Genomic DNA, 10388 nt, shown 5'->3' with positions numbered 1-10388 from the left:
GAGGGCGGGCGGCACACGCCGTTCTTCAAGGGCTACCGGCCGCAGTTCTACTTCCGGACCACGGACGTGACGGGAGCGGTGACGCTGCCTCCGGGCGTGGAGATGATCATGCCGGGCGACAACATCGACATCGAGGCGGAGTTGATCGTCCCGATCGCGATGGAGAAGGGGCTGCGCTTCGCCGTGCGCGAAGGCGGCCACACGGTCGGCGCCGGCGTGGTCAGCGACATAATGGACTAGCCCATGGCTGACAAACGCGTCATCGTCACTTTGGGCTGCACGGTCTGCAAGGACAAGAATTATCACTTCCAGCGCGGCAAGAAGAAGGACTTCAAGCTGGAGCTGAGCAAGTTCTGCAAAGCCTGCGGCAAGCAGACCCCGCACAAGGAAGTGAAGTAGCCGTATGCCGACGGCCTTCCGGCGGCCCTTTGGGGGTGTCGTCCAATTGGCTAGGACGGCGGTCTCCAAAACCGCTGATCTAGGTTCGAGTCCTAGCACCCCCGCAGGGTGCCGTGCTCTATCGAGGCGTCCATGAACATCGCCATCCAATTCGTCAGAGAAGCGTACTACGAACTCAAGAAATCCACCTGGCTCTCCCGCCAGGAGGCCGTGCAGTCCACGTATGCGGTCCTCCTCATCGTGATGCTCGTGGCCATCTACGTGGCCTGCATCGATTTCGTCCTCACCAACTTCCTCATCGGGCCCATACTGGGAAGGTAAAATGATCACCCCTACTTCGACCTTGGAACGCGGCTGGTACGTCGTGCATTGTCAGTCGGGCTGGGAGGACCGGGTCAAGAACGCCATCGAGACCAAGGTCGCCCTGGAAAGCCTGACCGACAAGGTCTACTCCGTGCTCATCCCGACCGAAGACGTGGTCGAGGTCAAGAAGAACAAGAAGCGGGTCTCCAAGCGCAAGTTCTTCCCGGGCTACGTGCTCATCGACATGAAGGTCGATGAGATCACCTATTGGATGGTCAAAGGCATCCCCGGGGTCAGCCACTTCCTGGGCGAGCCGCGTCCCACGCCCTTGCCCGAGGCCGAGATCCAGGGCATCATCGAGCTCTCCGCTTCCACTGCCGGCGGCAAGCCGAGGCCGGCGGTCCAATTCGAGAAGGGCGAGGGCATCCGCATCATCGAAGGGCCCTTCCGGCACTTCACGGGCGTGGTCGAGGACGTCAACGACGCCAAGGCCAAGATCAAGGCCATGGTCACCATCTTCGGCCGGCCCACGCCGGTCGAGCTCGATTTCCTGCAGGTCGAGAAGCTGTAGTGGTCGAAGCGGAGATCATGCCGCCGCAGCACGAGCCCCGGATCCACGTCGCGGGCGCCCGCGCGCCGGGCTGGTTCGGCGCCGTGCTGGCGCTGCTGACCGTGGCGGCGGCCTTCGCGGTGGGCTTCATAGCCCTCTTCGGCCGGACCTTGGTCGCGGCCCTCATCGCGTCCTTGGTCTGGCCGCTGGTGTTCAGCCCGGATTTCACGGCCTGGGTGTTCGGGGCCCAACGCGTCGTTTTCTGGAAGATCGTTGTCCTGTTCCTCGCGGTGGACGTGATCTCGAGGCTTTTTTTGAGGAGAAACCTATGGCCAAGAAGATAAAGACCCAGATCAAGCTGCAGATCCCGGCGGGCGCCGCCAACCCCGCCCCGCCCGTCGGCCCGGCGCTGGGCCAGCACGGCGTCAACATCATGGATTTCTGCAAGCAGTTCAACGACCGCTCCCGCAAGATGGAGGCGGGCATGACCATCCCGGTGGTCATCACGGTGTACGAAGACCGCTCTTTCACCTTCATCACCAAGATGCCGCCCGTGGCCTCGCTGCTCAAGCGCGCGGCCGGCCTGGCCAAGGCCTCCGGCGAGCCCAACCGCAACAAGGTGGGCAAGGTCACCCTCAAGCAGGCCGAGGAGATCGCGACGCAGAAGATGCCGGACCTCAACACCAAGGACCTCAAGAGCGCCCTGCAGATGGTCAAGGGCACGGCGCGGTCCATGGGCATCGAGATCGCGGAATAAACGAAGGCGGACCGAGTCCAGCCGAGCTGGACGCCAACAGGTCAAGGAGGCGGTATGGGCAAAAGGATCGTGAATCTCACCAAGGACTTGGACCTCTCCAAGACGTACAATCTCGACGAGGCCGTGGCGCTGGTCAAGAAGTGCGCCACCGCCAAATTCGACGAGACGGTGGAGCTGCACGCGCGGCTGGGCGTCGACCCCAAGCAGGCGGACCAGCAGGTGCGCGGCACCGTGGGCTTGCCCCACGGCCTGGGCAAATCCAAGAAAGTCGCCGTCGTCACCCAGGGCGAGAAGCAGAAGGACGCCACCGCGGCCGGCGCGGACATCGTGGGAGGCGCCGAGCTCGTGGACCAGATCTCCAAGGGGTTCCTGGACTTCGAGGTGCTCGTGGCCACCCCGGACATGATGAAGGACCTCTCCAAGCTGGGCAAGATCCTGGGGCCCAAGGGCCTCATGCCCAACCCCAAGAGCGGCACCGTGACCATGGACGTGGGCAAGACCGTCAAGGAGCTCAAGGCCGGCCGGGTGGAGTACAAGGTGGACGACTACGGCATCATCCACGTCCCGGTGGGCAAGGCCTCGTTCGAGCCCGCGCGGCTCACCGGCAACGTCAAGGCGGTGATGGAGGTGCTCATCAAGGCCAAGCCCTCGTCCTCCAAGGGCATCTACCTCATCAGCGTGACCCTGTCCTCGAGCATGGGGCCCGGGGTCAAGCTCGACCCGTCGCAAAAATTCTAGTCCGGCCCGGAACACGCGCGGCCCAGACAGGTCCTCCTGTCTGGGCCGCAGTCCGTCCGCCCCTCGATCGTTCTAGGATCCCTTCTGGATGATCAGGGTCTTGCGGTCGTCGGTCGCCCGCGCCGTGATCGTGTAGCCCTTGGCATCCGCCTCGATGCGGATGCCGGAATCCACGTCCAGGAGGTTCGCCATGTCCCGCATGAAGGCATCCGGAGCCCCGGAGAGCGGGGCCAGCGCCAGGAGGTCCTTGGCGTACACGCCGAACTTGCGGTGATGGATGGTCTCGAGCTTGGCGATCTCCATGACCCCCACGCGCGCGTAGGCGATGTCCATGTTGCGCTGGTAGCGGGGCCCGATGACGTGCTTCCAGGCCACCACGCCCAGGAAGACCGCGATGCAGCCGGCGGCCGCCAGCCGGACCAGGGGACGGGCGCCCCCCGGCCTCGCGGTGTCCCTGACCACCAGGCTTCCCACCGCCAGGTCGTGCCAGCAGCGCCGCGCCGGATTGAAGAGCGCCCACAGGAAGCCCAGGTTCATGATCGAGCTCGCCACATAGAGCGCGGAGCGCAGCGCCGCCGCGCCCAGCCCCAGAGCCTCGCCTGAGCGGTCGACCACGCGGATGCCCAGCGCGGCCTTGCCCAAGGACCGGCGCCCCTCGCAGGAGAGATAGGCCTGATAGAGGAGGAAGAAGCCGGTCCACAGCAGGGACCATTGGCCGGTGTAGGGGTTCAAGGCCACCGGCTGCTTCCGGAACACCAGGGCCAAGGAGACGTAGTAGCAGGCCACGAACAGGGCGACGTCCAGGCTGAAGGCCACCACCCGCTCGCTGAAAGCCGCCAACTCCTGCGGCTCGGCGCCGACTTCGGACGGCTCCTGCGCCTCTTCCGGGACGGACTCTTCCATCGCCGCTCCTCTACTTCGCCGGCGCCGGCTTCAACAGGGCCTGCCGCCGCAGCTCGGCCGCGCGCTTCAGGTCCGTGGCGGTGGCCGGAGCGTTGACCACCTTCCGGTCCTTGCACCAGCCCGCCAGGTGTTTGCCCATGAACTCGTCGACCGAGGCGGGGTTGTTGAACTTGACCTGGCCGACGGCGGCGGTCATGTTGTCATCGTATTTTGAGCTCCCCGCGGCCCACTGCTCGTTGAAGTAGGCCTTGACCAGCGCCGGGGTCAGGAACTGCGCGAGGTTCTCGCCTCCCGAGTAATACTTCTGGGCCAACTTCACGTCCTTCTGCCAGGAGTCGCGGACCGTCTCGACGCGCTGGGCGGTCTGCGCGCGCAGCTGCCTCTCGGCCCGCATGGACGCCTCGAACTGGGCCACCTGATTGTCGGACTCCTGCGTGGACAAGGCCTGGGACGCCGCGGGATAGGGCTTGTCGAGCTCGGCCAAGGCCGCGGTCCTCTCGGGCTCGGTCATGATCTTGTTGTCCATGATCTCCCGGTACTTCTGGTCGTAGCCCGCCTCCAGCTTCTGCCGGGCGGCGCTGGTCTGCGCGCTCTTCTTCTTGGCGTCCTCAGCCAGGCGCTTCTTGTAATCGGCCAGGGAGTCGCCCCCGGCCGCATCGCAACCGGGTTCGCCGCCCATCATGCCGCCGGGCCCCAGCACGCCGCCCTTGGGGAGCGCGGGAGGCGGGACCTTGCCGTCGGCGCCCGGCGCCAGTTCCGGCGTCAGGGCCTCCTTGAGAGCCGTCGCGCGGGCGGCGCGGAAGTTCCCGTTGAGGATGTCCGCGGCCGCCACCGTGCCGAGCTTCTCCGCGGCCGCGGCCGGGGTCGCCTCCTTCTCGATATCCGTGGTCGGGACGGTCTTGAGCACCGCCTTGGTGCCCTTCCCGTCCGTAGCGGTGAACACCGTCTGGTTCTTGTCAGTGCCCTGGGGCCCCGCCGTCACCGTGATCGGGCCCGAGGCGTCCGGGAGCGCGCCGGCGGTCCGCTGCTCGTTGAGCAGGCCCGCCATCTTCTCGGCTATGGCCGTGGTGTTGGCGCTGATCTTCGCCTGCCGGGCCTCTTCCGCGCGGCGGTCTTCGGTCTTCTTCTTAAGGGCCTCGGTGGCTTCGCCGACCGTCTTCCCCTTCAGGGACAGCTTGGCCTGCTCGAAAGCCTTGCCCACCTGGAGCGACTGCACGCGCAGGGCGTTGCGCATGACCGGGTCCAGGAAGCTCATGATGGGCTTCTTGGGCAGGTCCTTGATGTTGTCGGCCTTGTCCATGTCCATGTCGGAGATGTTCTGGAGGGCCTTGAGGAAGTCGCCGGCGGGCTCGGCCTTGCCGGCGAGGTCCTCGGCCAGCTTCTGGGACTTCTCCATGGAAGCCGCCCAAGACGCCGGCACTGCGGGGGTCTCCCCCGGCCTCAGATTCGTCTTGAGGTCCTTGAAGACCTTGTACTGGATCAGGTTGGAGATCTGGTTGTTGAGGGCCACCACGGCCTTGTTGAAGTCCTGGAGCAGCTGGCCCGGGGCCACGGCCTTGCCCTTCCCGGCGCTGAGCAGGTGGCCGAATATCACCACGCCCTGCGCGGGGTCGAGTTTGTCGGCCTGGGGGTCTCCGGCCGCGAACGCGGCGATCTTGAACTTCTGCGCCGTGAGGACGGCGCTGGCCTTGTCCGGCGCAGCCGGCACGTGGACGGCCAGGGGCTGGCTGTCGAGCTTCGTGATCAAGCCCAGAGCCGCCGCGGTGGACAGGACGGCGTCCCCGGCCTCGATGAGCGCCGCCATCTTGGCGTCCGTCTTGCCCAACACCGTGGACGCCGCGGTCAGGATGGCGCTCTTGTTGGTGGCCTTCAGATAGGCGTTCTTGGCGGCGGCGTTGCGCGGGTTGCTGTAATAGACGAGGGCCCAGACCGCATGGTCGCACACTTTGAGATTGGCCCACTGATTCAGCTCGTCGGCCGAAGCCTTGCCCAGGCCGGGGCACCGGCCAGGGGCCTCGGCGGCCCAGAGGGGCGAGCACAGCGACAGCGCGGCCAGGCAGAGTGCGATGCGTTTCATAGGGCCTCCGAAAAACAACGGCGCCGGCTTATGCCCGAGGCAGAAGCCGACGCGCCGCTACAAGGCCTCGGGGTACAACTGGGGTCGGCCTATGTAGGAAGTGTAAGTCCACTTCCCCGATTTGTCAAGACTTGCGGCTATTCGTCCGGGGAGTCCTTGACCCGGGGCGGGCAGCCGGCGGCCTGCCAGCCGAGGTAGGCCTGGATGAAGGGGTCCAGGTCGCCGTCCATCACGGACTGGATCTGGGAGGACTGCTCGCCGGTGCGCAGGTCCTTGACCATCTGGTAGGGCATGAAGACGTAGGAGCGGATCTGGTGGCCCCAGGCGATGTCGCCCATGCCGTCGTAGTGCCGCTCCAGGGCCGAGCGCTTCTTGTCGAGCTCGATCTGGTAGAGCTTGGCCTTGAGCAGCTTCATGGCGTTGAGGCGGTTCTGCAGCTGGCTGCGCTCGACCTGGCAGCCCACCACGATGCCCGTGGGGATGTGGGTGATGCGCACCGCGGTCTCTACCTTATTAACGTTCTGCCCGCCGTGGCCGCCGGCGCGGAAGGTGTCGAGCTTGATGTCCGAGTCCGGGACCTGGATGTCGATCTCCTGCTCGATGTCCGGGAGCACGTCCATGGAGGCGAAGGAGGTGTGGCGGCGCTTGTTGGCGTCGAAAGGCGAGATGCGCACCAGGCGGTGCACGCCCATCTCGCTCTTGAGGTAGCCATAGGCGCAATCCCCGCGCACGAAGGCGGTGACGGATTTCACCCCCGCCCCCTCGCCCTTGAGTATGTCGGTGATGGCGAGCTCGAAGCCGTGGGTCTCGGCCCAGCGCGAGTACATGCGCAGGAGCATCTCGCACCAGTCGCAGGCCTCGGTGCCGCCGGCGCCCGCGTGCAGGCTGACGATGGCGTCGTCGTGGTCGAACTGGCCGGAGAGCTTCAGGCGGGCGTCCATGTCCTGGACCAGGCGCTCGGCGGTGCTCAGGCCTTTCTGGACTTCCTTAAGCTCGCCCACGTCGCCGACCTCCTTGGCCAGCTCCAGATGGGCCTTGAGGTCGCCCAGGGTCCGGTCGGCCTTCTCGTAGAAGGCCACGAGCTTCTTGAGGTCGTTGAGCTCCTTGGACTTCTTCTTGGCCAGGCTGGAGTCCTGCCAGAAGGCGGGCCCGGCGGCCTCGGCCTCGCGCTCGGCCACGCTCTTGCGCAGCTTGGGCAGGTCGAGCAGCTTGGCGACCTGGGCCAGCTTCACGGAAGACGCCTCCATCTTCCGGGCCAGTTCCTCGAAAAGTGGGTCCATGGCCCTATTCTACGAAATTCCCTTATGGCCTTGTCTGAGGCCGAGGACGACCAGGCCCGCCGCGGCGAGCAGGCACAGGGCCCCGAACCAGTCCCCGTGCCGCGCGTAGAAGGACCGCCGCGGGAAGGGGTCGGCCAGAGGCACCTCGGCGTCGAGCCGCCCCCGCTCGTTCAAGTCCAGCCGCGCGGTGACCACGCCCCAGGGGTCGATGACGCCCGAGATGCCGGTGTTGCCGCCGCGGAGCACGGTCACCCGGTTCTCGATGGCGCGGCACAGGTTCACCTCGAAATGCTGATAGGGGCCCCAGGTGTCCTTGTACCAGCCGTCGTTGGTGACGTTGACCACGAGCCGGGCGCCGCGGCCCGCGTCGGCCCGCGCCAAGCGCGGGAACATGGCCTCGTAGCAGATGCTGCCCGCGATGAGCCCCAGGGGGGTGTCGAAGAAGGCCTGCTCGGGCGAGCCGGCCGTGAGCCCGCCGAGCTGGTTCAGCAGGCCGATGAACCGCCCCAGGAACGGGAAGGGCTGGAACTCCCCGAAAGGCACGAGCTGGCGCTTGTGATAGACGCCCGCCTCTTCGCCCGAAGGCGCCAGCAGGAAGGCCGAGTTGCGCATGTCCGCGCCGATCTGGGACACCGCGCCCACGATCTGCCAGGCGCCCAGCTTGCGGCCCCAGGCCGCGGGCTCCAGCAGGCCCTTGCCCACCACCACGTAGGGCAGGCAGGTCTCCGGCCATATCACCAGGACCGGAGGGGCGGTCCGGGGGCGGGAGAGCAGCTCATCGAAGTTGGCGATGATGTCGCGCGCGTGCTGCGCGTCGAACTTCTCGTACTGGTCCACGGCCGGCTGCAGGAACTCCACCCGCGCCGCCGGCCCGCGCGCCTCGGCGTCGCGCCGGGCCAGCTCGAAGACCCCGTAGCCCCAGGACCCGGCGAGCAAGGCCAGGACCACGGCCAGGTTCGACGCGGTCGCGGCCTGACGCGGGCGCCCCCCGGACTCGGCCCAAGCCTGCTCCAGGACCGCGTTGGCCGCCACGATGAGGAAGCCCAGGAAATGCGGGCCGGCGAGGCTGGAGACCTGCAGCAGGGCCAAGTGGCGTCCCTGGGTGTATTCGAGCAGGTCCGTGCACAGGCGCGGCGTCCAGCGCTCGCAGAAGAAGGCGACCGCGGTCCACAGCGCCGCCCAGGCCCAGGGCCGCCAGGCGCCCCGGCCTTCGGCGAAGCGCTGGCCCAGGGCTCCGATGAGCGCCCAGTTGAGCCCCATGAAAGCGGCCAGGGCTCCCCACGCGATGAGGCCGACCGGCACCGGGAGCCCCGCGAAACGGCAGGTGTCGTAGATCCAATAGAGGACCGTCGCATGAAACCCGAATCCTGCGCAGAACCCCAAGACGGCCGCCCCCCGCCAACTCTTGCTGCGGCGCCAGGCTGCGAAGAGAGGAGCCAAGGAGAACCAAGCTACGAGACAAAGGCTCGATCTCGGGAGGGCGAGTCCGGTCAGAGCGCCGCACAGCATGACCAGCAGGATATCGAACCCCATTCAGGGACCCGTCCCGCGGCCGAAACGGAGACCCCAATAACGAATTCCGCTTACAGCGACTATCCTTTTCCTTCGCAACCTCCAGCGCTGGAGGTTTGATTCAAATTCTATTTGAAAAATAATGACTTTTAGCAATAGAGGTCGCCGCCCGAAACGCGCCGCCGCACTGGACACCGACTCATCAGCACGGACAAGAGCGCCGGCTACCGGTAGTACCGGTCCGGGTTGTAGATGAAGTAGAAGTCGAAGGGGTCCAGCCGCGGCAGCGACACGTAGCGCGACCCCTTCTCATCCGTCTTCTCGTCGAGCCAGAAGGCGGGCTTGGCCGGCTTGACGTCGAAGTCCGGGTTCTTGAGGAAGCCGGTCTCGTCGATCTCGTGCACCACGCCGCCGGCCCAGTGGTAGCCCACGGCCTTGTCGCCGAACTCTTCCCAGTCGCCGTCGGAGTTCTTCTCGTACATCTTCTTGCGGAACTCCTCCAGGGAGACGCCCATCTTCTTGGCCACGGGCGCGTGCAGGCGCTTCTCCCACTCCCGGGCCAGCTCCAGCTGCTCCTTGAGCTGGGTCATGTTGCCCCAGTTCATGGTGGACATCTGGTGGTGCAGGATGATGGCGTTGGGATAGACGTAGGATCTGTCGGCCATGGTGGTGATGACCGCGGCCATGCTCGCCGCGAAGGACTTGACCACCACGTAGATCGGGGCCTGGCTCGCCTGCATGGCCTTGATGATGCGGTAGCCCTCCATGACCGAGCCGCCCGGGCAGCGGTCGATGACGATGAAGATGGGCGCGCTGGAGATGTTGTTGAAGTAGTGGATGCGGTCGGTCACGTAGGTCGCCACGCCCGTGAAGATGGGGCCGTTGAGCGGGACGCGCCGGTCGCTGACGATCAGGCGCCCGTCTCGGAAGGGCTCGGTCGTGTAGACCGGCTCCGTGTTGGCCTCCTTCTTCCACTCCCACCTCTTGTCGCGCAGCTCCAGGTCGCTCTTGAGCTTGGCCATGCGGCTGTCCATGCTCAGGGCCTCGAACTTGATCCTGCGCTCCTCCAGCTCCATGCGCTTGAGCGCCAGGTCGATGCCCCGCTTCTCCTTCTCGTCCGAGAGGGTCGCCGCGCGCTCCTCCTCGGCCTTGAGGTCGTTCTCGAGCTTGGACTTGTCCAGACGCTGGGCCAGCGCGAGCAGGCCCTGCTTGTTGCGCTCGCCGGCCAGGCTGTTCTCCAGGGCGAGCTTTTGCAGCTCGGCCGAGGACTTGGAAGTCTCGGCCTTGAGCCGCTCGTCGTTGAGGCGGTCCTGCGCGGCCAGCTTCTCGTACTCCGCGTCGAGCGCGGCCACGTCGGTCTTGAGCTTCTCCTTGGCCAGCGCGTTCTCCGTCGCGGCCTTGTCCAGCGCGGTCTGCAGCGCGTCGAGGTCGCGCCGGTGCTGCTCCTTGGCCAGGGCGTTCTCCGTCGCGAGCTTGTCGACCGCGGCCTGCGTGGCATCGAGGTCCTGCTGGTGCTTCTGCGCGGAGAGCTTGTTGGTGTTGGTCAGCCGGTCCAGCTCCACCTCGAGCTCGGAGTTCTTGAGCTTCTGCTTCTGCACGAAGAGGTCGTACTGCACGCGCAGACCCTCTTTCTCATCGTTGAGCTGCTGCAGCTTCTTCTTGGTCTTCTGGTCCGAGATCATGTTCTCGGCGGTGATCTTGGTGAGCTCGAGCTGCTCGGGGGAGGCCGTGGGCGCCTGCCCGACGGAAGCGGCGCCCAGCGCCGCCGCGCCCGAGCCTTGCCCCGGCACGACGGGCGCCTGCGCGGCCGCCGGAGCGGCTGCGAGCCATAAAGCGCAAAGCGGGAGCAGAAGGGTCGTTTTCATGCGG

General features: G+C 66.3%; 12 protein-coding genes and 1 tRNA gene. 8 read left to right on the top strand and 5 right to left on the bottom strand.

Annotated elements, in window-relative coordinates; all coding sequences use genetic code 11:
• From tuf to rplA, 8 genes are all read left to right on the top strand, one after another.
• The coding region (tuf, locus tag NTY77_19460) for an elongation factor Tu (GenBank protein ID MCX5797673.1) at nt 1–240 on the top strand (240 nt) is incomplete at its 5' end.
• A gap of 3 nt (nt 241–243) precedes the next feature.
• Complete coding sequence (gene rpmG, locus NTY77_19455; protein MCX5797672.1) at nt 244–399, top strand: 50S ribosomal protein L33; 156 nt, start codon at nt 244–246, stop codon at nt 397–399.
• Between the two features lie 31 nt (nt 400–430).
• Nucleotides 431–503: transfer RNA gene (locus NTY77_19450), tRNA-Trp, on the top strand.
• 28 nt (nt 504–531) lie between these two features.
• Nucleotides 532–720: a preprotein translocase subunit SecE gene (gene secE, locus NTY77_19445; GenBank protein MCX5797671.1), complete on the top strand. Its 189-nt coding sequence runs from the start codon at nt 532–534 to the stop codon at nt 718–720.
• 1 nt (nt 721) lies between these two features.
• Nucleotides 722–1273, top strand: a complete 552-nt coding sequence (gene nusG, locus NTY77_19440; protein ID MCX5797670.1) for a transcription termination/antitermination protein NusG — start codon at nt 722–724, stop codon at nt 1271–1273.
• Nucleotides 1273–1596 carry a hypothetical protein gene (locus NTY77_19435; GenBank protein MCX5797669.1) on the top strand — a complete coding sequence of 108 codons (324 nt, stop codon included), beginning with the start codon at nt 1273–1275 and terminating at the stop codon, nt 1594–1596. The genes nusG and NTY77_19435 overlap by 1 nt, the downstream gene beginning before the upstream one ends.
• Entirely contained in the window at nt 1581–2009 is a 429-nt protein-coding gene (gene rplK, locus NTY77_19430) for a 50S ribosomal protein L11 (protein MCX5797668.1), read from the top strand. The genes NTY77_19435 and rplK overlap by 16 nt, the downstream gene beginning before the upstream one ends.
• Before the next feature lie 54 nt (nt 2010–2063).
• Nucleotides 2064–2747 (top strand): 50S ribosomal protein L1, encoded by a 684-nt coding sequence (rplA, locus tag NTY77_19425; protein MCX5797667.1) that lies wholly within the window; start codon nt 2064–2066, stop codon nt 2745–2747.
• A gap of 72 nt (nt 2748–2819) precedes the next feature.
• Here the strand turns inward: rplA and NTY77_19420 are convergent, their stop codons facing one another.
• The 5 genes from NTY77_19420 to NTY77_19400 form a co-directional block, all read right to left on the bottom strand.
• The gene (locus NTY77_19420; GenBank protein MCX5797666.1) at nt 2820–3650 is read right to left on the bottom strand and encodes an RDD family protein; all 831 of its coding nucleotides are present in this window, start codon (nt 3648–3650) and stop codon (nt 2820–2822) included.
• 10 nt (nt 3651–3660) lie between these two features.
• Complete coding sequence (locus NTY77_19415; protein MCX5797665.1) at nt 3661–5727, bottom strand: hypothetical protein; 2067 nt, start codon at nt 5725–5727, stop codon at nt 3661–3663.
• A 137-nt stretch (nt 5728–5864) separates the two neighbouring features.
• The gene (gene prfB / locus NTY77_19410; protein MCX5797664.1) at nt 5865–7007 is read right to left on the bottom strand and encodes a peptide chain release factor 2; all 1143 of its coding nucleotides are present in this window, start codon (nt 7005–7007) and stop codon (nt 5865–5867) included.
• Between the two features lie 9 nt (nt 7008–7016).
• Nucleotides 7017–8540 carry an apolipoprotein N-acyltransferase gene (lnt, locus tag NTY77_19405; GenBank protein ID MCX5797663.1) on the bottom strand — a complete coding sequence of 508 codons (1524 nt, stop codon included), beginning with the start codon at nt 8538–8540 and terminating at the stop codon, nt 7017–7019.
• Between the two features lie 203 nt (nt 8541–8743).
• On the bottom strand, nt 8744–10384 hold the full coding sequence (locus NTY77_19400; protein ID MCX5797662.1) for an ATP-dependent Clp protease proteolytic subunit: 1641 nt from the start codon (nt 10382–10384) through the stop codon (nt 8744–8746).
• Between the last annotated feature and the right edge of the window lie 4 nt (nt 10385–10388).

This window comes from Elusimicrobiota bacterium (assembly GCA_026388095.1).
Lineage (GTDB): Bacteria > Elusimicrobiota > Elusimicrobia > UBA1565 > UBA9628 > UBA9628.
The sequence above is the reverse complement of the archived record's forward strand: the minus strand, read 5'-3'. Positions and strand labels throughout refer to the sequence as shown.

Bases quoted from the DNA above. Each gene is read 5' to 3' on its own strand.
- rpmG (MCX5797672.1), top strand. From the start codon at position 244: ATGGCTGACAAACGCGTCATCGTCACTTTGGGCTGCACGGTCTGCAAG.
- secE (MCX5797671.1), top strand. From the start codon at position 532: ATGAACATCGCCATCCAATTCGTCAGAGAAGCGTACTACGAACTCAAG.
- nusG (MCX5797670.1), top strand. From the start codon at position 722: ATGATCACCCCTACTTCGACCTTGGAACGCGGCTGGTACGTCGTGCAT.
- rplK (MCX5797668.1), top strand. From the start codon at position 1,581: ATGGCCAAGAAGATAAAGACCCAGATCAAGCTGCAGATCCCGGCGGGC.
- rplA (MCX5797667.1), top strand. From the start codon at position 2,064: ATGGGCAAAAGGATCGTGAATCTCACCAAGGACTTGGACCTCTCCAAG.
- NTY77_19420 (MCX5797666.1), bottom strand. From the start codon at position 3,650: ATGGAAGAGTCCGTCCCGGAAGAGGCGCAGGAGCCGTCCGAAGTCGGC.
- NTY77_19415 (MCX5797665.1), bottom strand. From the start codon at position 5,727: ATGAAACGCATCGCACTCTGCCTGGCCGCGCTGTCGCTGTGCTCGCCC.
- prfB (MCX5797664.1), bottom strand. From the start codon at position 7,007: ATGGACCCACTTTTCGAGGAACTGGCCCGGAAGATGGAGGCGTCTTCC.
- lnt (MCX5797663.1), bottom strand. From the start codon at position 8,540: ATGGGGTTCGATATCCTGCTGGTCATGCTGTGCGGCGCTCTGACCGGA.
- NTY77_19400 (MCX5797662.1), bottom strand. From the start codon at position 10,384: ATGAAAACGACCCTTCTGCTCCCGCTTTGCGCTTTATGGCTCGCAGCC.